The organism is Streptomyces sp. AK02-01A (genome assembly GCF_033795305.1).
In the GTDB taxonomy this organism is placed as follows: domain Bacteria; phylum Actinomycetota; class Actinomycetes; order Streptomycetales; family Streptomycetaceae; genus Streptomyces.
The window spans coordinates 35,099-60,555 of sequence record NZ_JARBAE010000028.1 but is presented as its reverse complement, the minus strand read 5'-3'; the positions used below and the strand labels follow the sequence as shown (position 1 = coordinate 60,555).

The window sequence follows — 25,457 nt, the reverse complement described above, 5'->3', positions numbered from 1 at the left end:
ACCTCATGACGACGACCGAGATACCGGCTCCGCCGGCCCGCGGTCACGGGGTCGCGGCGGCCAGGACGCGGCACACGCTGGGCCGCGTCCTGGTCACCCTCGCCAGGTCGGTCGCGATCTTCGTACCTGTCTTTCTGGTCGCGACGTTCGTGACGTTCGCGCTGCGGTCACTGAGTGGGCTCAGCCCGGCGCGGATTCAACTGGGTGAGGAGGCGACTCCCGAGGCGATCGCGAGAGTCGAGTCCCAATGGGGTCTCGACAGGCCCTTCCTGGTCCAGTACTGGGACTGGTTCAGCGGTGTCCTGCACGGACAGCTCGGCGCGAGCTGGACCAACGGCGCCGACATCTCCACGCTCATCGGCCTCGGCCTGGGCGTGAGCCTCTCGGTCGCGGTCTTCGCACTGATCATCGGCGTGGTCGTCGGCTTCGTCCTCGGCACGGTGGCCGCGCTGCGGCGCACCACCTGGATCGACCGCGCGATCACGGGCTTTGTCACCATGATCTCCGTGATGCCCGCGTTCGTCGTCGGCATCGTGCTGGTCGCCGTCTTCGCCGTCGGACTCCATCTCTTCCCGGCCGCCGGATACGTCCCGGCACAACAAGGGATCGGACCATGGCTCGCGCACATCACCCTCCCGGCCGTCGCGCTGAGCTTCGACGTCATCGCCGACGTCGCGCGCCAACTGCGTACAAGTCTGATCGGCGCCTACCGCGAGAACTACGTGACGGGCGCGATCGTACGAGGACTGAGCCCACGACGGATCTTCTTCGGTCACGTCCTGCGCAACGGCCTCGGACCGGCGCTCGCCACGCTCGGCCTGAAGTTCCCGTCGCTGGTGGGCGCTTCCGTCGTGACGGAATGGATCTTCGGCCTCCAGGGCTTCGGCAGATTCGCCAACGACTCCGCCCAGGCCGGTGACGTACCCGCCGTACAAGGCGTCCTCGTGGTGTCGATCGTCCTGGTCGTCGTCTTCAACCTGATCGTCAACCTGGTGCTGGCCCGCGTGACGCCGGCGTCCCAGAGGGGAGTATGACCATGGTCCGCCGCATCCTCGCACTCACCTCCGGCCGGATCGCCGTCGCGATTCTCACCGTGATCGCCGTGCTCGCGATCTTCGGCCCGCTGCTCGCTCCGCGCAATCCGCTCGCCACCGGCGACAACACACTCGCCGCCGCGTCGGGCGCCCACTGGCTGGGCACGGACCACCTCGGCCGTGATGTGCTGAGCCGTCTCCTCGACGGGTCCCGCGTCAGTGTGCTCGGCTCGCTCGAAGTGGCGCTGATGGCACTGGTCGTGGGCGCGATTCCGGGCATCCTGTCGGTCTATCTGGGCCGCGCCTTCGAGTGGCTCACCCTCCGCCTGGCCGACACACTGGTCGCGCTGCCCTTCCTGCTGTTCGCCGTCGCCGTGATCGCACTGCTCGGCAATGGCATCACCCAGGCCATGCTGGTCACCGGCGCGCTGGTCTCGCCGCTCTTCTACCGGGTGGCCCGCGCCGCCACACTCGCCGTGGCCCGCTCGCCGTACGTGGAGGCCTCGCTCATCTCCGGCGCCTCCATCGGCTGGATCGTACGGCGCCATGTCTGGATCAAGGTGCTCCCGCCGATCGCGGTCGCGCTCGCGCAGACCATCGGCGTCGGCTTCATCATCGTCTCCAGCCTGACGTTCCTCGGCATCGGCGTCGAACCTCCCGCACCGACCTGGGGCGGACTGCTCGCCTCGGACCTCGGCTACCTCAGCCACCGGCCGTGGGCGCCACTCGCACCGGCGCTGCTGATCACGGTGACCGTCTGGGCCAGCAACCTGCTCGCCGACGCGATCCGGGACGTCTCCGGCGAGGCGGGCCGCGCGCTGGTCAACAACCGCAAGGCCCGCGCCAACCGTCCCGACAAGGCCGATCCCGTTCCGACCGGAGGTGCGTGATGACGACACTGTCCAGAAACATCGCCCCGGAGGAGACCCGGAGCGTCATTCCGCACGCCACCGCCGGCCCGGTGACCTCACCGGTGCTCGCCGTCCGCGATGTGCGCATCACTGACCGGGCCAATGACCGTGAGATCGCCCATGGAGTGAGTTTCGAGCTCACGCCCGGCAAGGTCGTCGGCATCGTCGGTGAGTCGGGCAGCGGCAAGACGCTCACCTGCCGCGCCACGCTGGGCATCCTGCCCGCGCACTTCGAGATCGCCGGCGGCTCGGTCGAGATCAACGGCACCGACATCGCGGACCTGACCGGGCCGCAGTGGACGGACCTGCGCGGCGCCGTGATCAGCGCCGTCTTCCAGGATCCCGCGTCATACCTCAATCCATCGATCCGTATCGGCCCGCAGATCGTCGAGGTCATCCGGAGCAAAAAGGGACTGAACCGGCGCGCGGCACGCCACCGCGCCCTCGAACTGCTGCGGGCGGTGCGTCTGCGTGACCCGGAGCTGGTCTACAGCCAGTACACCTACGAGCTTTCCGGAGGCATGCTCCAGCGCGTCCTGATCGCGGCGGCGATCGCCGCCGACCCGCGGATCCTCATCGCCGACGAGGCCACGACGGCGCTCGACGTCACCGTCCAGGCCGAGATCCTCGACCTGCTCGCCGATCTGCGCGAGCGCACCGGCCTTGCCCTCGTCGTCGTCTCCCACGACCTGGCCGTCGTCTCCCAACTGTGCGACGAGGTCCTCGTGATGCGACAGGGCGATGTCGTGGAGCACGGCCCGACACACGCGGTGCTCCACGACCCGCAGCACGAGTACACCCAGCTCCTCATCGCCGAGCACGAGCAGTACGGCCTGGAGAAGTTCCTTACGCCGAAGGAGGCGTCGTGACCACCGAGCTGTCGGACGAGAGGTCCGCCGGCACCGAGCAGCCTCCGGGCCCGGTCCTCCAAGTCACCGGCCTCGACGTCCATTACGGCCTGCGCCGTCGGCGCCGCCGCGCTCTGCACGGAGTCTCACTGAGCGTCGCGCCCGGCGAGACCGTCGGCGTCATCGGCGAGACAGGATCCGGCAAGTCCACCTTCGCCCGCGCCACACTCGGACTGGTACGCGCCTCGACCGGCTCGATCGTCATCGGCGGCGAGGACGTGAGCGCCTACGGAAACCGTCAGTGGCGCGACCTGCGCCGCCGCGGCGTGATCCAGTACGTCTTCCAGGACCCGCTGCGCAGCCTCGACCCCGACCTCACCATCGAGGACTCACTGACCGATCCACTGCTCGTCCAGGGCGTCCCGCGCAAGGAAGCGGCCCAGCGGGTCCGCTCGTTCCTCGCCCGCGTCCGCCTCACCGAGGACCTCCTGGACCGGCTGCCCGGTGAACTGTCCGGAGGCCAGCGCCAGCGGGCCGCGGTGGCGCGGGCGCTGGTCACCGAACCGCGGCTCGTCATCCTCGACGAGCCGGTCAGCGCCCTGGACTCCGCCAACCGGGTCCAGGTCCTGGAGATCCTCAAGGAGCTCCGCGCCACCGGAGTGGCCCTCGTCTTCATCTCCCACGACCTCGGGTCCGTCGCCGGGATCGCCGACCGCGTCGCCGTGCTGTACCAGGGCGAACTGGTCGAGGTCGGCGCCGCCGACGACATCATCAACCGGCCCCAGCACGTCTACACACGCCTGCTCGTCAGCTCCGCGCCCACACTGCACAGCGCTCCGGCCAACCGTGCGGAGCGCGAGGCGCTGCGCGCGCTGCTGCACACCTGAACCCACCACGAACAAGGAGAGCCATGTCCCGCACGATCCACCTCGCGCTCCATCCGTACGGCGTCGGCGGCCCCGGCCAGCACGGCCTCTGGAGAGACCCGCGCGTCGCGAAGAACGCCAGCATCGACATCGCCTACTACATCCGGCAGGCCCAGGCAGCCGAACACGCGCTCTTCGACGCCCTCTTCGTCGTCGACAGCCAGTTCATCAACGCCACCTACCCGGCGCACTATCTCAACCGGCTGGAGCCGCTCACACTGCTCTCGGCGGTCGCCACCCACACCCAGCACATCGGCCTGGTCGGCACGGCCAGCTCGACATACAACTCGCCGTTCAACCTCGCGCGCCGGTTCGCCTCACTCGACCACATCAGCGGTGGCCGCGCCGGCTGGAACGTGGTGACCAGCTTCGACACCGGCACCTCCAGGAACTTCGGGCTCGACGAACACCTCGACTACACCACCCGCTACGGCCGCGCCCTGGAATTCGTCCAGGTCGCCCGCGGCCTGTGGGACTCCTACGAGGACGACGCGTTCCCGGCCGACGTGGCACGCGATGTCTTCCTCGACCCGGCCAAGCTGCACGAACTCAACCATGACGGCGAGCACTTCAAGATCGCCGGGCCGCTCAACCTCTCCCGCTCGCCGCAGGGCCAGCCGGTGATCTTCCAGGCCGGAGTCTCCGAGGAGGGCCGCGACCTCGCCGCGCGGGTCGCCGAGGGCATCTACGCGCCGGGCGGCACGCTGCGGCAGGCGCAGGAGTACTACGCGGACATCAAGCGGCGCACCGCCGCCTACGGCCGCGATCCGGAACACATCAAGATCTTCATCCATGGCGGCCCGGTCGTCGCCGCCACCGACGAGGACGCCAGGAACCGCGAGCGGGAGATCTTCGAGGAGGACAACGACTTCGACCGCAACCTCGCTCTCCTCGGCCGTTCCTTCGGCGCGTACGACTTCAGCCGACACGACCTGGACGCGCCGTTCCCGGACGTCGCGCACCTCGCCGAGAAGGGCGGCAGGACGGGCGCAGCCAAGATCATCGACCGGGCCAGGGCCGAGAACCTGACGTTGCGTCAGGTCGCGGAGTCGATCAGCCAGTTCCGTCGCTCGCCGTTCGTCGGCGCACCGGAGACCGTCGCCGACACCATCGAGCAGTGGTTCGACGCCGGCACGTTCGACGGCATCAACCTCGCCTTCCGCACCGACGACGATCTCAACCTCTTCGTCGACGGCGTCGTCCCGATCCTGCAAAAGCGCGGACTGTTCCGCACCGAGTACGCCGGCGACACGCTGCGCGCCAACCTCGGCCTGCCCGTCCCAGCCAACCGCCACACCGCCGAGCGCCTGCTCGCGAACGGCTGAGGACCGCGCGGCCGGGCCCGCACCGCGACACTGGTGCGGGCCGGAGCGGTGGGACACCCGCCGCGCGCGGTCGAGCAGGCCTCGCCGCGCAAGCCGCGGCGCGGGCGCTGCCGTTCACGGTGATACACCTGCCCGATCCCGACGCACGCGCGATCCACGGCACCGTCAACGTCCTCGTACGTCCCGATCAGCACATCGCCCGGCGCGGGACGGGGCTGCCCGACGGAGGTGCCGGCACGGTCCTCGACCATGTGCTGGGCGCCGACCATCACGAGGCCGCGACGACAAATCTCGTCACCGCCGGCGCGACAGGCGCACAGCCGCCGACACCGCCGCCCGGTCCGCCGACCGGTGTGCGATCGGCTTCCTCTCGCCACGACTCCTGCGTGGCCCGACCCTTGAAAGGCAGTCACACCATGACCAACGGGACACCGCGCTTCAGACTCGGTTTCCTCACACACGTCCAGGGCCACGGCGACGACGTGGCCCGGACCTACCGCAATGCCCAGGAACTCTTCGTGGCCGCCGACGAACTCGGCTTCGACGTCGGCTGGGTCGCGCAGCACCACGTCTCCCTCGGCGGTGGCGGCCTCTCCTCACCGTGGACGTTCCTCGCCCACGCCGCCGCGAGGACCACCCGGATCCGGCTCGGCACCGCCATCACGATCCTCCCGCTGGAGGACCCGGTCCGCCTCGCCGAGGATGTCGCGGCCGTCGACACACTCAGCGGCGGACGCGTCGAGATCGGCGTGGGCAGCGGCTCCAGCGATGTGGAGTACGCCGCGTTCGGCCGGGACATCGCCCGCAAACGCGAGCTGACCAGCCAGAATCTGGAGGTGCTGCGCCGGGCCCTGGCGAATGAGGAGGTGCGCACGCCCGGCTTCCGCATCCAGCCTGCGGCCGGCGACTTCACCGACCGGATCTGGCAGGGCGTCTTCAGCGGGCAAGGCGCGCGGTACGCCGCGGCCGGTGGCTCGAACCTGCTGCTCAACCGTGCCGCGTACGGCTTCGACGCGCCGACCGACCAGGTGCAGCGACCCTGGGCGGACGCCTTCCTCGGCGCCTGGGACCAGCCGCGTCGCCCACGAGTGGGACTGTCCCGGTTCGTGTTCCCGGCGAAGGACAGGGACACCGCGCTCCGGCAGATCGGCGACGACGTCCACCGCGCGGCGCTCCGCTTCGCGGCGAACGGCGCCTTCCCCAAGGGCCTGGACAGGGCCGAGGCGCTGCGCCGCTTCCACTCGTTCTACGGCCCGCCCGAGGAGATCGTCACAGCACTCCGGCAGGAGCGGGTCCTGCCGGTCGCGACCGACCTGATCACCCAGTTCAATCCCGCCGTACCCGACCACGACGCCGCGATCCGCGCACTGGAGCTCATCGCGACCGAAGTCGCACCCGCCTTGGGCTGGAAGCCCGCGGCCAAGCCCGAACCCGCAGGAGTGTGAGATGACCGAGTACACCGACCACCACGGTCCCGAGGGCCTCCGCACGCGCGGCACGATCATCGTGGTGCCCGGCCGAGGCGAGACCCGGGCGACTTATGCCCGGTTCGGCAAGCGGCTCGCCGCCGACGCCTACCGTGTCCGTGTCATCGACACCCCGGACTTCGACACCGCCGATCCGACCGGCTCGCTGGCCCGCTTCGGCGCGCGGCTCGCCGATGCCGTCGAGGGCACCGCCGCCGAAGACGGTGTCGTCCGCCCGGTCGTGCTGGTGGGAGCCGACATCGGCGCCGCCGCTGCCGCGCTCCTCGGCCGAGAGGACACTCCTGCCGCCCGGCGGCCGGACGCCGTCGTCCTCGCCGGGCTCCCGGGCCACACCGCCACCGTCGTCGGCGCCTGGGACCACGAGCTGGACGTACGCACCTCCTGCCCCGCTCATCGAGGCACACTCACCGACGACTCCGGGGTCCGGCGAGGCTCGCTCGACGACGCGGTGCCGCAGGAACTGCTCACGGCGGCATACGACAGCGAGGTCGCCGTCCCGGCGCTGATCCTCATCGGCGACGCCGATCCGCTCGCGGATCACAATGCGCTTGTCCGCACGGCCAAGTCGCTGGACCGTGCCCGCCTTTCGGTGGTCCGAGGCGGCCACCACGATGTCCTCAACGACCTGCAGCACCGCTCGGTGGCGGCCGAGATCGTCACCTTCCTGGAGACGCTGCGCAACGAACTGGTGCCGGTGGTCGCGGTGGAATCGAGCGCGTGGTGAGCGCCCCCGTCCGGCGGACGCGCCGCCGACAGCCGATAACTCGATGGCGTCACCGCTCTCGGTTTCTCCGCACGGGAAACGCCTCTGTGTGCCCGGCCACGGCTTCGAAGAGAAAAAGCGCCTGGTCCACCAGGTCCTCGCCGGAGATGTGCAGAGTTCCATTGCCCCAGTTCAGCAGCAGCTCGCCGACTCCGCCGACGACGGCCACGGACATGGCGGCCGTATCGACCCGAGGATCGAGAGGACCCTCTCTCAGCAGCGATGCCACGAGGCCGGTCATGCCTTCCATGCCGCGCCGCCGCTCGTAGGCGGTCAACGGGCCGGCGCTCAGCGACTCGACGAGTTTGACTCGCCCTTTTCGTGGATCCGCGACCGGCAGCCTGACAAGGACGTCGATCATGTCGCGAGCCCGCTCGTGCCGCGTCCGGCCCGTTCCGATCGCCTCGGCGCATCTGGTGATCTGTTCCTCGTAGATGTCCCTCACGAGCGCCGCCATGACGTCGTCCAGGGACGAGAAACTCTCCGTGAAGTATCTGTCCTTCAATCCCGCGTGGCGAAGTACCGAGCGGATGGAGGTGCGAGCGTATCCCCGGCCGGCGAAGAGTTCGAGACCGCTCTCCATGATGCGCCGACGTCGCAGCGAGGTGCGCTGCTCCGCCGTCATTCCTCCATAGGTCCTCATGCCGTGCCGCCTCTCCCGGTGCGCTGTGTCCACACGACGCGGTGTCACACACTGATGGCCTGGTGTCGAGGAGGACGCGGTGGGCCTCTCCGCGGGGGTCAGGTCGGCCGCGGCGTCCGGCCCGCCTCCAACGCCATCCAGCGAGAGCCTTTTCGTCCATTCTACGCATCTGGTGACATTTGCCCCCAGATCGGTGTAGCGTCGGACGCGTGTGGTAGCAAACTGCATAAACGCCCCTCCTGAGGTCGTCTCGTGCCGAGAGGGGCTGCGCAGTGGTGGCTCCCGGCTCAAAGGGCCGAGTGTGAGTCGGCGCGATCATGATCGCCGGTACCGGCCGTGCGTCCCACTGAGCGGCCGTCCACACGGTGACATCCACAGGTGACGTCCACACCCTGGACATGACCGGAGGGTGCCGCGGCCACCAAGGACCACCGCGAGAGAAGAATTCATCATGGATACGAATCAGTTGTTCATCGGCGGACACTGGATACGTCCGTTCGGCCGCCGCTCCATCACCGCCGTATCCGCCAGCACCGGCGAGTATCTGGGCGTGGTTCCGGAGGGCTCCGTGCCCGACATCGACCGCGCTGTCGGGGCCGCGCGTGCCGCGTTCGACGCGCCCGGCGGCTGGCCCGCCTGGGAGCCTGAGCGCCGTGCCGCGGCCATGATCCGGCTCGCTGACGCGCTCGACGCGAGGAAGGAGGCGACGGCGAACGCTGTCAGTGCGCAGAATGGCATGCCGATCTCCGTCGCCGGGTTCTTCGAGGGCATGGTCCCAGCGGCCCTGCTGCGCTATTACGCGCATCTGATCGGCACCACGCCCGATGAGGAACTCCGTACCGGGCTGCCGCGTGGCAAGACGCTGGTCCGCCGCGAACCCATGGGAGTGGTGGCCGCCGTCGTGCCCTGGAACTTCCCTCAGACCATCGCCTTCTTCAAGATCGCTCCGGCCCTGGCGGCGGGTTGCGTCGTGGTGCTCAAGCCGGCGCCGGAGACGGTGCTCGACTCGGTGCTGCTGGCGGAAGCGATCGACGCGGCCGACATTCCTGATGGAGTGATCAACATCGTGCCCGGTGGGCGCGAGGTGGGCTCCTATCTGGTCTCCCATCCCGGCGTCGACAAGGTGTCGTTCACCGGATCGACCGCGGCGGGCCGCGAAGTGGCCGCCGCCTGTGCTCAGTTGCTGCGACCAGTGACCCTGGAGCTGGGAGGCAGGTCGGCCGCGGTCGTTCTCGAAGACGCGGACCTCGCTTCTCATCACGAGCAGTTCTTCATGGCCAGCCTGCTGAACAACGGCCAGGCCTGTTACGCCAGTACCAGGATTCTGGCCCCGCGTGGCAGGTACCACGAGGTAGTCGAGTTCTGTACGGCCATGGCGCGGGACGCTGTCGTGGGTGATGCGCTCGACCCGGCCACTCAAATAGGCCCGCTCGTCAGCGCTCGGCAACGAGAACGAGTACAGGGCTTCATCAGCGAGGGCCTCGGCGAAGGCGCCAAGCTCACCACGGGAGGAGGCCGGCCGGCCGGTCTTGACCGGGGCTGGTTCGTAGAACCCACCGTTTTCGCGGACGTCGACAACGCCTCCGCTCTCGCGCAGGAAGAGATCTTCGGCCCGGTCCTCACCATCACGCCCTATGACGGCGAGGACGACGCCGTGCGCCTCGCGAATGACTCGGCGTACGGCCTCGCCGGCACCGTCTGGACCACCGACACGGACCACGGCGACCGGGTGGCCCGCCGGATCCGGACCGGCACCGTCGGGCTCAATGGCTACCTGCCCGACCTCACCTCTCCGTACGGAGGCAGAAAAGCCAGCGGCCTCGGCCGCGAAATGGGGCCCGAAGGACTCCAGGCCTACCAGCAGTTCCAGTCGATCTACCACCCCTGACATGACATCCGGCAGCCGATCGCTCCGTGCCGGACGAGCCAGACCGGGACGATCGCCCGCCGGGCGATGGGCGCATCATGACTTCCACCAGAACCGAAGGATTCGACTACGTCATCGTCGGCGCCGGCAGCGCCGGTTGCGTACTCGCGGACCGCCTGAGCCGCGACAACTCCGTACACGTGCTTCTCCTCGAAGCAGGCGGTCCCGACACCGATGAGGCCATCCACGCACCGGCCGCTCTCGGAACGCTGTTCGGATCGGACGCGGACTGGAACTACCAAACAGCCGAGCAAACCCCGGCCGGCCGCACCTTCTACTGGCCGCGGGGCAGGACGCTGGGCGGGTCGTCATCCACCAACGTCATGATCTACACCCGTGGCAATCCGCACGACTACGACCGCTGGCGCGACGAGCACGGCGCGGCAGGCTGGGGCTACGACGACGTCCTCCCGTACTTCAAGAAGTCCGAGTCGAACCGCCGGCTCGGCGATCCCTACCACGGATCGGACGGCCCACTGCGTGTCGAGGACCGCGTCTACACCCATGAACTCTCCGAAGCCTGGCTGAAGGCAGCCGTCAACTGGGGCCCCGACTACAACGACGACTTCGCGGGAGCGTCCGCACTCGGTGCCGGCCCTTATCAGGTCACCTGCCACGACGGCCGCCGTTGGTCGGCCGCCGACGCCTATCTGCGTCCCGCTCTCGACCGGCCCAATCTCACCGTGCGCACCGGCGCCATGGCGACGGGAATCACACTCAGCGGGTCGCGCGCGACCGGTGTGACCTATCTGCTGGACGGAGCGGAGCGGATGGCGCACGCGGACCTGGAGGTCCTGGTCTGCGGCGGCTCCGTCAACTCGCCGCAGCTTCTGCTTCTGTCGGGCATGGGCGACCCCGGTGAGCTGCGCGATCTTGGAATCGACGTCCATGTGCCGCTGGCAGGCGTCGGACGGAACCTGCAGGACCAGCTCATGGCTCCCGTCGTGTGGGAGACGAAGAACTCCAGTGACATCGTCCGGGACCTGCTCACTCCGGACAATCTGCGGCGCTGGCGGGCCGGCCGGGGCGGCCCGTTCGCCTCCAACTACGGCGAAGTCGGCGCGTTTCTCAGTGTGACGGACGACAGTCAATGGCCCGACATACAACTGGTCGGAGGTGCCACGGCGCTCATCCTCAGCGGCCAGAAATTGCCCGACCGGCCGGTGTTCACAATGAACTGCGTCGTCCTGAATCCGTCGGCTCGCGGTACCGTGCGCCTCGCGTCTGCCGATCCGCGTACTCAACCGGTCATCGATCCCGGATACTTCGACACTTCGGCGGATCTTCCGCTCATGGCCGCCGGCCTCAGGTCGGTCATCGATATCTCCCACCGCCCGCCCTTCGCCGACTGTCTGGCGCGACCGTATCTCCCGGCCACGGCCGAGCTCGACGCCTTGGACGACGCGGCTCTCGACGAGCACATCCGTCGCTGGAGTGCGACGGCCTACCACCCTGTGGGCACCTGCGCGATGGGCGCCGGTGAGGACTCCGTCGTGGACCCGGAGCTCAGGGTGCACGGCGTGGAGCGGCTCCGTGTCGTCGACGCCTCCGTCATGCCGACCATCATCAGCGGAAACACCAACGCACCGACGATCATGATCGCCGAGAAGGCAGCCACGCGGATCCGCGCGCGGCAGAGCTGACTGCCAACTCACGCCTCCGGCCTCGGAGTTGGACACCTCACCAGCGTGCCGCTGTCCCGGCCGGCAGGGACAGCGGCACGATGGCGTCAGTTCTTCACGTCAGTTCTTCACAGTGAAGCCCGCGCGCAGCAGCGACTCGTCGCGGGAAGACGGGCCGACGAGCAGTTCGAAGTCGCCCGGTTCGACCAGGCGGTTCCCTTCGGCGTCCACGATCGTGCACTCCGCGACCGGCAGCTCGACGGAGACCTCGCGCGTCTCGCCGGGAGCGAGGCTCACCTGCCGGTAGGTCTTCAGTTCCTTCTCGGCCCAGGTCACCGAGGTGACGGAGTCGCTGATGTACACCTGCACGGTCTCCAGCGCGGGCCGGGTGCCGGTGTTACGGAGAGTGAGCCGCGCACGCACGGTGCCGCCGGTCCCGACGACAGGAGCGAGCACCTCCAGGTCGCTGTAGTCGACCGTGGTGTAGCTCAGGCCTTCTCCGAAGGCGAAGGCCGGGCTCTGTGTGAGGTCGGCGTAGCGGCTGCCGTGCTGGCCGCGCACCTGGTTGTAGTACGTCGGCTGCTGGCCCGCGTGCCGGGCGAAGGAGATCGGCAGCCGTCCGGTGGGCTCGACCAGGCCCAGCAGCAGTTCGGCCACGGCCCGGCCGCCGGTCATCCCCGGGTTGAAGGCGTGCACGATCGCCGCCGCGCCGAGCGCGGAGGGCGGCAGCACAAGGGGCTTGGAGCTGATGACCACGACGACGAGCGGTGTGCCCGTCGCGGCGAGCGCGTCCAGCAGGGCGACCTGGCCGCCGACGAGTTCCAGGGTCGCGGTCGACCGTCCCTCGCCGACCAGCTCGATGCGGTCGCCGACGACGGCGACGGCGTAGTCGGCGTCGCGGGCGGCGGCGACGGCCTCGGCGATGAGCGTGTCGTCGGGCTCGGCCGGGACGACGACCTCGGGACGCGGCTGGCCGTCGGGGAAGAACGCGCCCTCGGGGTCGGGACCCACGGTCAGGATGTCGGCGCCTCGCGCGTGGGTGACGGTCCAGTCCGCGGGAACGTGCTCGCGGAAGCCGTCGAGCACGGTCCGGATCATGGCGCGCGGGTGGCCGTCGGGCAGCCAGTCGGCCTGGCCCGAGGAACCGGCCCAGTCGCCGAGCTGGGTCTGCGCGTCGTCGGCGTTGGGGCCGATGACGGCGACGGTACGGGGCGCGGCGGCGGGTCCGGCGAGGGCACGGCCGTCGTCACCGGCCTCGAAGCCGCCGGCGAGCGGCAGTGTGCCGTCGTTGGTGAGCAGGACCAGCGAGCGGCGGGCCGCTTCGAGGTTCAGCTCGGCGTGCTCGGCGCTGCCGATGACGAGCGCCTGACGGTCGGCGTCGGGACGGCGCGGGTTCTCGAAGAGGCCCAGCTCGAACTTGAGCGTGAGGATCCGGCGGACCGCCGCGTCGATCTCCGCCTCGTCGAGGGTGCCCTGGACGACCGCCTCCTGGGCGCCCGCGAAGAACTGCGGTGTCGTCATCACCATGTCGTTGCCCGCGTGCACCGCCGCGGCGGCGGCCTGCGCGTGGTCGGCGAAGATGTGCTGCTCCCACACCATGCGGCCGACGTTGTCCCAGTCGGTGACCAGGGTGCCGGTGTAGCCCCACTCGCCGCGCAGCACCTCGTTGAGCAGCCAGTTGTTCACCGTGATGGGCACGCCGTCCATCGACTGGTAGCCCAGCATGAACGTACGGCAGCCCTCGCGGGCCACGCGTTCGAACGGCGGCAGGAACCACGAGCGGAGCTTGCGCCGCGAGATGTCCGCCTCGCTCGCGTCCCGGCCGCCCTGCGTCTCGGAGTAGCCCGCGAAGTGCTTGGCGCAGGCCAGGATGGCGGTCGGATCGTCCAGTCCGTCGCCCTGGTAGCCGCGCACCATCGCCGAGGCGAGCTCACCGATGAGGAACGGGTCCTCGCCGAAGGTCTCGCTCACCCGGCCCCAGCGCAGGTCGCGCGTGATGCAGAGCACCGGGGAGAACGTCCAGTGGACCCCGGTCGCCGCGACCTCGACGGCCGTGGCGCGGGCGATGCGCTCCACGAGTTCCGGATCCCAGGTCGCGGCCATGCCGAGCTGCGTGGGATAGATCGTCGCACCCTCCCAGAAGGAGTGGCCGTGGATGCAGTCCTCCGCGACGAGCAGCGGGATGCGCAGCCGGCTCCGCTCGGTGAGCTCGGCCGCTTCGAGGACCCGCTCGGGCGCGGCGTGCAGGATCGAACCGGCGTGGAAGTCCTCGACGAGGTGCCGTACGCCGTCCTTCGCGTTGAGCTGGAGCATCTGACCGACCTTCTCGGGCAGCGTCATACGGCCGAGAAGGTCGCTGACCCGCTCTGCCACGGGCAGCGAGGGGTCGCGGTAGGGCGGGAAGGGGCCCACAGGGGTTCCTTTCACAACGTCGGTGACGTTCGGCGGGGCACGTGGATCGGTTAGCGCGGTGGCGCTGTGGTGCCGTCGGACTCGGAGCGCTCCCACGCGCGGCTCCGCCGGCGGGAACCGCTCCATGACATACCGTACGCCCAATGCCGACCAGGTGGTAGGTATGTTGTCTGCGCACGGGTGATTCCGTGCGCGTGTGGTGGTGTCCCCGACCGACAGAACCGGGAGAGTGACGCGATGTCCGTCGAAGCGCGGCGCGGCTACGCGAAAGGCCGCGCGAAGCGGAGCGAGATCCTCGGCCAGGCCATGTCGATGTTCGGCGAGGCCGGCTACCGCGGCGCGTCGCTCCGTACGATCGCGACCCGCTGCGGCCTCTCGCACCCCGGACTGCTGCATCACTTCCCGACCAAGGAATCGCTGCTGCTCGCGGTGCTGGAGCACCGGGACGAGGTCGACGAGGCATGGCTCTCGCTCGGCGATCCGGTCGGCGTCGACCGGCTGCGGCGCCTGGTCGATCTGGCCGCGCTGAACGCGACGCGACGCGGGATCGTGGAGCTCTTCTCCGTCCTCGCGGCGGAGGCGACCGCCGCCGACCACCCCGCTCACGCGTATTTCGTGCGGCGGTACCGGGCCTCGGTCGCGGACGCCCGGAGCGCCTACCAACAGGCCCGGGACGAGGACGCGTTGCGTGCCGGTATCGATCCCGACGCGGCGGCCCAGCAACTGATCGCCCTGATGGACGGGCTCCAGGTGCAGTGGCTTCTCAGCGACTGCGCGACGGACATGGCCGGTGTGATGCACGCACATGTCCAGGCGCAGCTCACCGTCCCGCTCTGAGCGTACGGACGAGGCCCCGCCGGACGGACGGGGCCTCATGAGCAGCCGCTGAGCTCCGAGCGGTCGGCGTCGAATCTCGGCTCCGGCCCCGTTTGCCCGCGCCGCGACCGCGGGACCAGACCCGCCGGGCAGTCCCGGGCATCCCTGTGAGGAAACAGATCCGTGTACCATCAGCTTCGCCTGGGAAACAGATCTGTTTCCTCTATCGATGGAGCACGTCATGTCAGGAATCGGCCAGCTCACCGCCACCAACCAGACCGCCGAGGGCGCCAATGGCGTCCGCTACGCGTACCGGCGGTTCGGCACGCCGCGGCCCGGAAACGTACCGGTCGTCTTCCTGCAGCACTTCCGCGGAAACCTCGACAACTGGGATCCCGCCCTGATCGATCCGATCGCCGAGCAGCGCGAGGTGATCCTGGTCGACAACGCGGGCGTGGGCGGGACGACCGGCACCGTGCCGGGCACCGTGCGGGAGATGGCACTGGACGCGCTGGCCTTCATCGACGCGCTGGGCCTGACGTCGTACGACCTCTTCGGTTTCTCGCTGGGCGGCTTCGTGGCCCAGGAGATCGCTCTGGTCCGGCCCCACCAGGTCCGGCGGATCGTCCTGGCGGGAACGGGCCCGCAGGGCGGCCGTGACTTCCACCTCTGGACCGGCGAAGTGCTGGCGGCCGCGCGCCGCGACGAGCCCGCCGCCGAGGACCTTCTCACTCTCTTCTTCCAGCCCACCGAGACCAGTCGGGCCAAGGGCATGGAGTTCGTCCAGCGCATCTTCACCCGGCAGCAGGACCGCGACATACCGACCGACCACGCCACGCGCGACGCCCAGCACACCGCGATCTCCGCCTGGGGCATTCCGGACGACGGCCGACTGGTCAGGCTCGCCGCCATCCAGCAGCCGGTCCTCGCCGCGAACGGCGACCGTGACGTCATGGTCCCCACCGAGAACACCCACCTGCTCGGCGAGCACCTGCCGAACGCCAAGGTCGTCATCTACCCCGACGCCGGCCACGGCTTCCTCTTCCAGTATCCGGCCGAATTCGCCGCCGAGGTCAACACGTTCCTCGGCGAGTAACCGCCGTCACCGACAGCACGACGAGAGAGAACCGCGATGAACAAGCTGCTGAAAGACGTGATCGCCGCGCACGGCGGCCTCGACCGCTGGAACGAGTTCTCCACGCTGACCGCCCGCGTGCGCGGCGGCGGCGCGCTGTGGACCATCAAGGGCCAGGAGGGCGTCATGGACGACGTGACGACCACCATCGACCTGCGCCGTCAGTTCACCAGCCACACTCCCTTCGGCGGCCCCGGACTGCGCGGCTCCTTCACACCCGGCCGTGTGGCCGTCGAGAAGGACACCGGTCAGGTGGTGGAGGAGCGGTTCGCGCCTCGCGAATCGTTCGCCGGTCACATCCAGGGAACGCCGTGGGACCTGCTGCACGTGGCCTACTTCACCGGATACGCCATGTGGACCTACCTCACCGAACCGTTCTCCCTGGCCCAGCCGGGAGCGGAGGTCGAGGAGATCGACCCGTGGGACGAGAACGGTGAGACGTGGCGCCGGCTGCGCGTGGTCTTTCCCGAGGAGTTCGCGGCCCACTGCCGCGAGAACGTCTACTACGTCGACGACAAGGGCCTCATCCGGCGGCACGACTATGTCGCCGAGGTGCTCGGGTCCGATCCGGCAGTAGCCGCGCATTACATCTCGGACCACCGTGACGTCAATGGCATCGTCGTACCCGCTGCCCGCCGCGTCTTCCTGGCCGACGAGGACGGCCGTCCGCGGCCGGAACCGCTCATCGTCTCGATCGGCATCGAGGACGTCCGTCTGACGTGACGGCCGGACGCGATGATCTGACGGCCCCCCGGGCCCGGACCGTCTTCGGTGACGTCCGGGCCCGGCGTCGCGATACGGCGTACCAGCGCGAAGGCGAGGCCGCCGTCGAAGAGTTTGGCGAGCTGTTCCCGGCGAAGCGGGTCCACGAGATCACCGGCCGGGACGCGAGCGCTCCGGCCGAGCCTCGGGCCTGCGCGGACCGGCGGGCTGCCAGCGTCCGCGCTGCCTATCCACGGCAGGGTGTGGCTGTGGCGAGCGAGGCCCAGCACACTCAGAGGCATGAACGGAACAAGACCGCTGGGTGAGTTCCTCCGCACGCGCCGGTCCCGGCTGCGGCCGGAGGATGGCCGCCAGCGGTCGACGGTGGTGGCGAGCCGGCGGACTTCGGGGATGTCGGAGTCCGCGCCGATCTGCGGGATCTGACTTGGAGCCGGTCGGCTGAATGCTCGGCGACGCCGCCGAGTTGCGGCCCTCGCGTCCGCCATACACGTCGAACCTGACAGCGTGGCTGTTGTCAGGTTCGAGGTGCGGAGCCGGGGGCGGTCAGGTGTTGACGATGCCGGCGGCGAGGCCGGTGTTCGCGTCCGGTACCGGGTGCGAGCTTGACGCTGCTCGCTGTTCCAGCACGCGGGACACGGCGTTTCGAAGGGCGGTGTCGGGACCCGTCATGAACCGTGTGCGCAGTGCCACCAGTTCGGGACCCGCGCTCTCGGGCGACCCGGCGTTGAACGGCGGCTCGGGATCGTATTCCATGACGAGCTGTGCGAACTTCGCGGCCTTCTCGCCGAGAGTGTGCGCGATGACGGTGAGGCCGAAGTCGATTCCCGCGGTCACACCGCCCCCGGAGAACCTGTTGCGGTCGATGCACACACGCTCCGTCGACACCTCGACGCCCAGCTGTGCCAGTTCTTGCCTGGACGCCCAGTGCGTGGCCGCGCGGTAGCCGTCGAGCAGTCCCGCTGCCGCGAGGACGAGCGTGCCGTTGCAGACCGCCGTGATGTAGGAGGCGGTCGCACCGCGGTCCTGCAGGAAGGCGATGGCGGCCGGGTCGAGCATCACCCTGTCCACAAGCCCGCCACCGACGAACAGGATGTCGAGCTGTCGGGGGCAGTCGTCGAAGGTGGTGGTCGGGACGATGGCCAGACCGCCGTCGTCCGAGACGACGGGGTCGAGGGTCTCGGACACGAGGTGGACCTTCATACCCGCCAGGGCGAAAGTGGTGTAGGGACCGACAAGGTCGAGTGCGGTGTGTCTCTCGAAAAGAAGGATGCCGACCTCCAGAGGCCGCGCGTCGCCTGTCAGGTGGTCGGGCCAGTTCGTCGTGTGGTCCGTCATTTTCTGGAGCCTCCGAGATGCAAACGCTTGTAGTGTTTCCTGCCGTGACACTGCGGTCCCCGGACCGGCGCACTTCCAGCACGGGTACGTTCCACCGCGCCGTTCGCCGACAAGAGTGGAGTCTGCCCCACCCGCAAGTTGCAGTCAAGCTGAAACTTTCTCGACGAGCGAGGCACCGTGACCGTCCCACCCCAACCCATCAGTACCGCCTTCCTGCTCGCAGCCCTCGGCAGGCACGTGCGCGACGACGTCGAACAGACACTGAAAACAACCGGCTACACCCTGCGCCACCTCGCCGCCATCGGGCATCTGCGTCGCGAACCCGGCCTTTCCTACAGCGAGTTGGGCCGCCGGGCGGGTATCACTGCCCAGAGCGCCCAGGCCACCGTCCGCCAGCTTGAGGAGAGGGGGGTGGTCGAGCGGCGCACCGAACCAGGTCGCGGCCGTGCCGCCGAGCTCCACGTCACCGAAGAGGGCATGCGACTGCTGGTCTCCGGCCAGGATGCCTACGCCGAGGCCGACGCGGGCCTGCGGGCCGCGCTCGGCCCCGACGCCTGCCGCGATCTCAACGGACTGCTGCTCCAGGCGCTCTCCGCCCGCACGGCGTCGCCACCTGGTCCGGCCTGACCTCCGAAGCGTTCACTGTTCCCGAATTGCTCACGCTCGCCCGGCAGGCGGCGGGATCCGCTGAGCATCACTTCACGGGCTTGCAGATGCCCGTCAGTCTGATCATGGACTGGCGCCGTCGCGGGCCAGTCGCTTCATCTCGACCACCGTCAGGATGACGGCTTGGCCGGCGGCGGCCTGCCTGATTTCCCGCGCCAGGGTGAAGGCCTTCTCCTGCGCTCCACCGCTCCGCGACCGGAGCCTGCTGCCGGCGGGCACAGGCGGAGGAAGTCCCCGCCTCGAAGGAGTCTGTTGCCGGAGCGCTGGTGGCGGACCCCTATTGACGGCGTCGGCGTGGTCCACGGCGAGGGCGTCGCACACGCATCAGTCGGTTCCTCTCATAACGATGCGTGCGGCGACATGCACGCGCGTCCGATACGTCTCCAGCGTCGCCGATTCGTACTTTGCCCCGGCCGAGGCAGCGAAGAGGTGTTCGGCGAGGTCTGTCGCGGAGATGCCCGCTTCTTCCCAGGGAGCGGCATGTCCGGTCCGGTCGAGCAGCCGGGCGATGTCCGCGACGAAGTCCCTCTCCATCTCTCGCATGCGTGGCCCGGCAAACGAGGTCGCCGCCTCCAGGAGTTCGCCGAAGTGACTCAGCTCGACTTTGCCGACTGTCAAGGCGTGGAACGCCTCCAAGGCATCCACCAGCCGGCCCGCGACAGGGAGGTCTTCCCGCTCCAGTGCGTGCTCGACCGAGCTCCGCATGTCGGACAACATGCGTTCCACCACGCGCCGGAACACGGCGTCCTTGGACTTGAAGTGCAGATAGAGCCCCTGCCTGGAGATACCTGCTTCCCTGGCGACGTCGTCCATCGTTGTCTTGCGCAGGCCGAAACGCAGGAAGACCCCGGTTGCCGCGGTGACAATGCTCTCCTGCCGCACCGATACCGCGGCCGCTTCGTCGGCGTCAGGCATCGGTCGTACGCTCCGTCCGTCCCGGAAGCGGGTAGGTGACACCGGTGAGCACCGTGCTCTCCTCCCAGAGCCGGGCGGCGACCGCCGTATCCTCGGCGCGGCGGACGATCCGGGCCGCTGACGGATACCCTTTGGTCTCGAAGAAGAAGCGTGGCCCCCAGTAACTGCCGCCCGGGGCGGTCGGATCAGTGGCGGCACGCATCAGTCCGAGTGCGCCGACTTCCGGTTTCATGCCGACCAGGGGGCTGATCCGCCTGATCGCGGAATGTGAGTGACGTGTGAGTTCCGTGGAGGTCCAGCCCGGGTGAGCCGCCGTCACGGCCAGGTCGCTGCCGGACGCTGTGAGCCGACGCTGGAGTTCCAGCACGAACATCATGTTGGCCAGCTTGCTCTGGTTGTAGGCCGCACCGCTGGAGTACGGGCGCCGCCGCCAGTTCAGATCGTCGAAGTCGATACGACCGAACTTCTGCGCCAGGCTGGTCATTGTCGTCACACGTGCCCCCCGCGTGTGCAGCAGCAGGGGCAGCAGATGACCGGTGAGGGCGAAGTGCCCGAGGTGGTTGGTGCCGAATTGCAGGTCGAAGCCCTGTTCGGTGCGTGATGGCGGAGACCACATCACTCCGGCGTTGTTGACCAGCACATCGAGACGGTCATGGCCCTCCCGGAAGTGGTCGGCGAACGCCGCCACTGAATCGAGATCCGCGAGATCGAGCAGACCGGGCTCCACCGAGCCTGACGGCCGCATGGCCCGGATCTTGCCGACGGCGTCGGCGGCCTTGTGCGGATCCCGGCAGGCGAGCACGACGTGCGCCCCCTTGCACGCGAACATCGCCGCCGCCGCGAAGCCGATTCCCGCGTTGGCGCCCGTGATGACGACGGTCCGTCCCGCCTGATCGGGAACGCTGCTCAAGTTCCATCTCGACACCTGATGACACTCCTCTCGCACTGCTTATGATCATGACGAACTTTACACGTACCGTCAATCTTGTCTAGTTCTGGAGGGCCGCGAACGCGGCATCGACAATGCCCGGCAGGGGCGGCGGGAGCATGGCGTCCAGGAGGTCCTTGTCGGCTGTGCCCTGCCAAGGTTCTCCGGCGAAGATCAGGTCGGGGCCGGAGCCGGCTTCCTCGGCGAAGCGGGCGTGGGCGGTCACCGCGAGATCTGTTCGGTGTGTCGGCAATCGGACGCATGGCCCCGCACCGTCGACAACGCGAACACGGTCTGTATGGGGATGACCGGCGCCGCCCCTCGGTCACCGAGGATGAGGCCCGCGTCATGTCGTCCGCCGCCGCCCCTTCCGACCGGTTGCTCCGCGTCGGGGCCGTACCGCTGCCTCACTCGGGAAGGAGCGGTACGGCCCCGACGAGAACGTGCGGCACCGATCCACGATCAGGCACTCGGTCGCGGAGAGTTGTGGTGTGTCAGCCACACCGAGCCATGCGCGTCGTCGTGCCGCGCGCTGTCCGGCGGCCTCCACGGTTCTGGAGTCCTGCTGTCAGGCCCAGGGGTCGAAGGGGATGCCGGACGGCTTGGAGGCGTTCAGGAGGTTCCGGAAGCGGTCGTCCTTGTCTGTGGTCTTGATGGTGGCCGAGCCGAAGTCCGCGTTCATCAGACGGTCCCGCAGAGAGATGCTGGGCCACCCGTTCCAGTCCACGATGGGGGGCTGGCGCCAGTTGTGATAGTGGTTCTCCGCCGGCTCGTCGTTACCGTTGGCAAGCCGGAAGAAGTGGGTGCCCAGACCGTCCTTGTGGTACACGACCTTGGGGTGGGAGCCGTCGAAGAGTACCTGCGAACGCGGATAGGTCTGCTGGCTGGAATGCTGTGTGGTCGTGACGTATTCCACCTGGTTGGACGCCTGGTTGATCCATGAGATCACGTGCTCGAAGTCATGGCGGTGACCACCGAGTCCGCTGCCGGCGACAGCCTGGTCCTTCTCGAAGTAGCTGGCGTATACGACCGCACACCATCCGTTGTTGCACTTCGAGCGGGCGTAGGTCTGGGTCCGGTCCAGGTCGGACTGATCACGGCAGCTACCGTTGACCGCGCCCGAGGTGTTCAGACCGGGATTGAGCGCTCCGTCGGGTGCGATGGCGGCGACGGGATAGCAGCCATCGCCGTCGTAGTCATACGCGGGTGAGAACGACGCCTCATAACCCCCGGCGCTCTGGGGCAGGTTCGGCAGATTCTCGGCGTGAGCCACTGACGACGGCAACACCACCATCAGGACCGTGGCGCCGAGCAGCGCCCCCAGCCGGGACCGCTTCTGCTTGAAAAACGCCAGAGCCGACCTACCAGCTCCGCGCGACGGCAGATTATCCATGTGCGTCCTCTCGGATGACTCGGCGAGCAGTCGACGCGGTGCCGACACGGCCGAGTGATGGCTGCCGACAGCATCCCCCGACGGGAGTGTCCATGACAGGTTCTCTTGAAGACCACTTCGGTGAACCGCTCCTGAACAAGATCGATCCCTCCTGTGGCAGCCATAGTCCTCATTCCGCCGAGGTCGGGCATTCGCGATATACGGACCACCGTGGAAACTCGCTCGGCACCGTGACGCCGGGCAGGCTCACGCCCTCAACGGGACGCGTCGGCAGCCCGGACGAATCAAGCCGCGGCCCCGCCCGGCAGTCCAACAGCGCACCACCTGGTTTCACATGTCAGAGCGACACCTCCTGTGGACGAGTTCCGGAGGCTGCCGGCGATCTACCGCCGTCGCCGCGCCGCGCGCCTTCGAGCAGTGGCCCCTGCCCGACCGCCGACCGCCTTTCAGGACTTCCTGGACCACCACGGGATCCCAGGTCCGAAGCCCTGGCGGACCGTCAAGGGCCGTCAGAAAACTGACGGGCCGTCAACGACCCCTCGTCGAGAGTTGGTTGCTCGCCCGACGCACACCGCGCTGCCATCGTCCCAGCCAGGCATGATGCAACACGCATTTAATATTAAATCCAAGATTGAACCGTTGCCCTCACTCGGTGTCGGCTGGCAGATTGCGTGGCACGCAAGATTTTCACTGCCCGGGGTCGGGGCGCTCGCGCGTTCATCACGCGGGTCTGCCCGACAGCAGCGCGCGGCTCCCAGGCATCGCACCAACCATCGTGGCGCGGCGCTGCGCACACGCACACGCACACGCACGGCGTTGTACGGACACCCCGCAGACCAGCGAAGTCGACCCACCCTGATTCCGTGACGGATAACGGCCCGGCCCACCCGGACCGTGAAAGGCGATGTCGGTAGATGACTAGCAGTGAAAGCTCAAGACTCTCCCGCCGGATGCTTCTTCGGACCACCGCGGCGGCCGGCGCCGGGGCGGCCGCGACGGTGATCAACCCGGGCGCCGCCTCGGCAGCGCCCGCGACACCTCTGACCGACCATGACCAGCCGTCCACCGGGCCGAAGAGCGGGCGCATCCCGACCCCGGCGGATTACTTCGGAACTCCGATCGGAACCGACGGCTTCCTGGCTCAATGGAGCAGGATGGTCCCGTACTTCCAGCTGATCGGCGCTCGCAGCGACCGGGTGAAGTACGAAGAGATCGGCAAGACCACCCAGGGACATCCGTACGTCCTGCTGACCATCAGCTCTCCGAAGAACCTGGCCAATCTCGACAAGCTGGTCGCCACCAACGCCCGGCTGGCCGACCCCCGCGGGCTGTCCGAGGCCGAGGCGAAGAAGCTGGCCACCAAGGGCAAGCCGTTCTACTACGTGCAGGCCGGCATCCACTCGACCGAGGTCGGCAACTCCCAGGCCGCCATCGAATGGGCCTACCGGCTGGCCACCGAGCGGTCCGAATACATCGAGAAGATCCTGGATAACCTGGTCATCCTGCTTCAGCCGTGCCAGAACCCGGACGGCATCGTCCTTGTCAACGACTACTTCGCCGCGACGGCCGGCACCGACTACTCGCGCACCTACCCCGACCTGTACACCAAGTACACCGGCCACGACGGCAACCGTGACTGGATCATGCTGACCCAGGTCGAGAGCAAGTACAACGCCTCGATCCTGAACAAGTACCGGCCCCAGGTCTTCCAGGACTCCCACGGCGCCAGCGCCGGTTCTCCCCGGCTGTTCACGCCGCCGTACCTGTCGCCGTACGACCCCAACATCGACACCATCCTGATCCAGCAGACCGACACGGTGGGCCTGGCGATGCAGCGGGGCATGACCGTCGCCGGTATGAAGGGCAACGGCTGGGGCTCGGAATACGACTTCTGGTCCGCTTCCCGGCAGTACTGCGCCTACCACGGCGCGGCGCGCATCCTGACCGAGGCGGCGGCCGCCTCCAACCTCGCCTACCCGCAGGTGGGCACGGGACCGCTCGGCCGGCAGACCACCGACATCAACTTCATCGAGCCGTACGACTCGAACACCTGGACACTGCGCAACATCATCGACTGGGTCTCCCAAGCCTTCTACTCGGGTCTGGAGACGGTCGCCTACGACACCTACAACTGGCTCTACAACTCCTACCGCATCGGGGTCAAGGCGGTCACCCGGACCAGCCCGTACGCCTACGTCATCCCAGCCGGGCAGCGTGACCCGCAGGCGGTCTACGACGCCCTTGAGATCTTCCACCTCGGCGCGGTGGAGATACACCAGGCACAGGCCGCGTTCACCGCCGGCGGCAAGCGGTATCCCGCCGGGTCGTACATCATCTATATGCAGCAGCCTTACGCCGGGTTCGCCAAAACGCTGCTGGAGGTGCAGGACTACCCGCAGCTGCTGGAATACCCCGGTGGCCCGCCGCAGCGGCCGTACGACACCACCGCGCAGACCCTGCCGATGCTGCTCGGCTTCCAGGCCGACCTCATCGCCACGTCCTTCTCGGCCGGCACCAAGCTGCTGAGCTCCGTCAAGCCCCCGGCGGTCGTCACAACGCCCGCACCGCCGAGCAGCGGGGCGTACGCGATCGGACCGGAGTCCTACGGGGTGTTCCGGATCGTCGCCGCGCTGCAGAAGCAGAACATCCCCACATTCCGCGCCGCCGCCCAATTCACCGACGGCGATCGCACGTTCCCAGCCGGCACCTTCCTCGTCCCGCCGTCCTCGGCGGCCCGGCAGCTCCTGCAGGCCCAGTCGAAGGCCACCGGCATCCCGGTGTCCGCCCTCCGCACGGTGCCGGCCGTGGCCGGCATCCAGCTCAAGCAGGGCACAAAGATCGGCCTGATCAAGCCCCCGGGCAACATGCCGTCCGGCTGGCTGATGTGGACGTTCGATCAGTACGGGGTGGACTACTCCGTCGTGACGGCGAGCGACTACGCCAGCCTCGGCAAGTACGACGCCATCATCATGCCGAAGGGGGTCAGCAGGAACTCCATCGTCAACGGGCTGAACTCGAAGAACTACCCGCCCGAGTGGGCCTGGGCGTTCGGTGTCGGCACGACCGGCTGGGACCAACTGCGCGACTTCGTGACCGGTGGCGGCACGCTGGTCACCTACGGCAGCGCGACCGCCACCGCCCAGTCGCTGTTCAGCCTGCCCATCACCTCCGCGCTGCCCGGCGGCTCCTCCTCGGACTTCTACTGCCCGGGTTCGCTGCTGAGCCAGGAGTTCGACACGAACAACCCGGTGGCCTGGGGCCTGTCGGCGAACAACCCCGTGTGGTTCGTGTCGAACGACGCGTACAGGTTGACCGACACGAGCACGTACCCGGTGGACGTGGTGGCCAAGTACCCCGACAGCGGAAGCCAGTTGCAAAGCGGCTGGCTGATCGGAGGCGAGGACCTCAACGGGGCGGTCAACGGGCTGTCCTGGACGATCGGCAAGGGTTTCGTCGTCACCTTCGGCAGCGAGATCGGGTTCCGCACCTGGAACCGGTCCGAGCAGCGGACGCTCTTCAACGCGGCGTTCTACGGGCCGTCGACAAAGCTCACGGCCGACCAGTTCAAACGCCTCGGAAAGTAGATCGCGTGGTGGGGACGGGCCCTCCCGCCCCCACCACCGGCCATCCCCGGCCAGACAGAGAGGA

22 protein-coding genes are annotated in these 25,457 nt (G+C 68.6%); 15 read left to right on the top strand and 7 right to left on the bottom strand.

The features are described from left to right. Positions 1-5: 5 nt before the first annotated feature. The 7 genes from PV679_RS23930 to PV679_RS23900 all read left to right on the top strand — a co-directional run bounded on the left by PV679_RS23930 (position 6) and on the right by PV679_RS23900 (position 7,255). On the top strand, positions 6-1,034 hold the full coding sequence (locus PV679_RS23930; RefSeq protein WP_319682431.1) for an ABC transporter permease: 1,029 nt from the start codon (positions 6-8) through the stop codon (positions 1,032-1,034). A gap of 2 nt (positions 1,035-1,036) precedes the next feature. Continuing rightward, positions 1,037-1,924 carry an ABC transporter permease gene (locus tag PV679_RS23925; protein ID WP_319682430.1) on the top strand — a complete coding sequence of 296 codons (888 nt, stop codon included), beginning with the start codon at positions 1,037-1,039 and terminating at the stop codon, positions 1,922-1,924. Further along, complete coding sequence (locus PV679_RS23920) at positions 1,924-2,814, top strand: ABC transporter ATP-binding protein (protein WP_319682429.1); 891 nt, start codon at positions 1,924-1,926, stop codon at positions 2,812-2,814. The genes PV679_RS23925 and PV679_RS23920 overlap by 1 nt, the downstream gene beginning before the upstream one ends. Further along, positions 2,811-3,680: an ABC transporter ATP-binding protein gene (locus PV679_RS23915; protein WP_319682428.1), complete on the top strand. Its 870-nt coding sequence runs from the start codon at positions 2,811-2,813 to the stop codon at positions 3,678-3,680. Before PV679_RS23920 ends, PV679_RS23915 begins: the two co-directional genes overlap by 4 nt. Before the next feature lie 23 nt (positions 3,681-3,703). Continuing rightward, positions 3,704-5,044 carry an LLM class flavin-dependent oxidoreductase gene (locus tag PV679_RS23910; RefSeq protein ID WP_319682427.1) on the top strand — a complete coding sequence of 447 codons (1,341 nt, stop codon included), beginning with the start codon at positions 3,704-3,706 and terminating at the stop codon, positions 5,042-5,044. Positions 5,045-5,163: 119 nt separating this feature from the next. Beyond that, positions 5,164-6,489 (top strand): LLM class flavin-dependent oxidoreductase, encoded by a 1,326-nt coding sequence (locus PV679_RS23905; protein WP_319682426.1) that lies wholly within the window; start codon positions 5,164-5,166, stop codon positions 6,487-6,489. Between the two features lies 1 nt (position 6,490). Beyond that, complete coding sequence (locus PV679_RS23900; protein WP_319682425.1) at positions 6,491-7,255, top strand: alpha/beta hydrolase; 765 nt, start codon at positions 6,491-6,493, stop codon at positions 7,253-7,255. Positions 7,256-7,304: 49 nt separating this feature from the next. On the opposite strand, the gene PV679_RS23895 is transcribed toward PV679_RS23900, so the two are convergent. Beyond that, on the bottom strand, positions 7,305-7,937 hold the full coding sequence (locus PV679_RS23895) for a TetR/AcrR family transcriptional regulator (protein ID WP_319682424.1): 633 nt from the start codon (positions 7,935-7,937) through the stop codon (positions 7,305-7,307). 451 nt (positions 7,938-8,388) lie between these two features. Between PV679_RS23895 and PV679_RS23890 the strand changes: the two genes are divergently transcribed. Together PV679_RS23890 and PV679_RS23885 are read left to right on the top strand one after the other, a co-directional pair. After that, positions 8,389-9,825 (top strand): aldehyde dehydrogenase, encoded by a 1,437-nt coding sequence (locus PV679_RS23890; protein WP_319682423.1) that lies wholly within the window; start codon positions 8,389-8,391, stop codon positions 9,823-9,825. Between the two features lie 77 nt (positions 9,826-9,902). Further along, a complete protein-coding gene (locus tag PV679_RS23885) occupies positions 9,903-11,507 on the top strand; it encodes a GMC family oxidoreductase (protein ID WP_319682422.1) in 1,605 nt (534 codons plus the stop codon). Between the two features lie 99 nt (positions 11,508-11,606). Here the strand turns inward: PV679_RS23885 and PV679_RS23880 are convergent, their stop codons facing one another. Then, entirely contained in the window at positions 11,607-13,898 is a 2,292-nt protein-coding gene (locus PV679_RS23880) for a glycoside hydrolase family 3 N-terminal domain-containing protein (RefSeq protein WP_319682421.1), read from the bottom strand. Positions 13,899-14,135: 237 nt separating this feature from the next. Between PV679_RS23880 and PV679_RS23875 the strand changes: the two genes are divergently transcribed. The 4 genes from PV679_RS23875 (at position 14,136) to PV679_RS23860 (ending at position 16,877) form a co-directional block, all read left to right on the top strand. After that, positions 14,136-14,735, top strand: a complete 600-nt coding sequence (locus PV679_RS23875) for a TetR/AcrR family transcriptional regulator (RefSeq protein WP_319682420.1) — start codon at positions 14,136-14,138, stop codon at positions 14,733-14,735. Positions 14,736-14,955: 220 nt separating this feature from the next. Beyond that, on the top strand, positions 14,956-15,810 hold the full coding sequence (locus PV679_RS23870) for an alpha/beta hydrolase (protein WP_319682419.1): 855 nt from the start codon (positions 14,956-14,958) through the stop codon (positions 15,808-15,810). 36 nt (positions 15,811-15,846) lie between these two features. Continuing rightward, complete coding sequence (locus tag PV679_RS23865) at positions 15,847-16,572, top strand: hypothetical protein (protein WP_319682418.1); 726 nt, start codon at positions 15,847-15,849, stop codon at positions 16,570-16,572. Continuing rightward, positions 16,569-16,877 (top strand): hypothetical protein, encoded by a 309-nt coding sequence (locus PV679_RS23860; RefSeq protein ID WP_319682417.1) that lies wholly within the window; start codon positions 16,569-16,571, stop codon positions 16,875-16,877. Before PV679_RS23865 ends, PV679_RS23860 begins: the two co-directional genes overlap by 4 nt. Before the next feature lie 238 nt (positions 16,878-17,115). Here the strand turns inward: PV679_RS23860 and PV679_RS23855 are convergent, their stop codons facing one another. Beyond that, the gene (locus tag PV679_RS23855) at positions 17,116-17,907 is read right to left on the bottom strand and encodes a DJ-1/PfpI family protein (protein WP_319682416.1); all 792 of its coding nucleotides are present in this window, start codon (positions 17,905-17,907) and stop codon (positions 17,116-17,118) included. A gap of 177 nt (positions 17,908-18,084) precedes the next feature. Here PV679_RS23855 and PV679_RS23850 point away from each other — a divergent pair, with 177 nt between their 5' ends. Beyond that, on the top strand, positions 18,085-18,534 hold the full coding sequence (locus PV679_RS23850; protein ID WP_319682415.1) for a MarR family winged helix-turn-helix transcriptional regulator: 450 nt from the start codon (positions 18,085-18,087) through the stop codon (positions 18,532-18,534). 363 nt (positions 18,535-18,897) lie between these two features. Here the strand turns inward: PV679_RS23850 and PV679_RS23845 are convergent, their stop codons facing one another. From PV679_RS23845 to PV679_RS23830, 4 genes are all read right to left on the bottom strand, one after another. Then, the gene (locus PV679_RS23845; RefSeq protein ID WP_319682414.1) at positions 18,898-19,488 is read right to left on the bottom strand and encodes a TetR/AcrR family transcriptional regulator; all 591 of its coding nucleotides are present in this window, start codon (positions 19,486-19,488) and stop codon (positions 18,898-18,900) included. After that, entirely contained in the window at positions 19,481-20,413 is a 933-nt protein-coding gene (locus PV679_RS23840) for an oxidoreductase (protein ID WP_319682413.1), read from the bottom strand. The genes PV679_RS23845 and PV679_RS23840 overlap by 8 nt, the downstream gene beginning before the upstream one ends. A 64-nt stretch (positions 20,414-20,477) precedes the next feature. Further along, complete coding sequence (locus PV679_RS23835; RefSeq protein WP_319682412.1) at positions 20,478-20,642, bottom strand: hypothetical protein; 165 nt, start codon at positions 20,640-20,642, stop codon at positions 20,478-20,480. 342 nt (positions 20,643-20,984) lie between these two features. Further along, entirely contained in the window at positions 20,985-21,710 is a 726-nt protein-coding gene (locus PV679_RS23830) for an NPP1 family protein (protein ID WP_319682449.1), read from the bottom strand. Between the two features lie 1,013 nt (positions 21,711-22,723). On the opposite strand from PV679_RS23830, the gene PV679_RS23825 reads away from it, so the two are divergent. Next, positions 22,724-25,393 (top strand): M14 family zinc carboxypeptidase, encoded by a 2,670-nt coding sequence (locus tag PV679_RS23825; RefSeq protein WP_319682411.1) that lies wholly within the window; start codon positions 22,724-22,726, stop codon positions 25,391-25,393. Positions 25,394-25,457 lie beyond the last annotated feature (64 nt).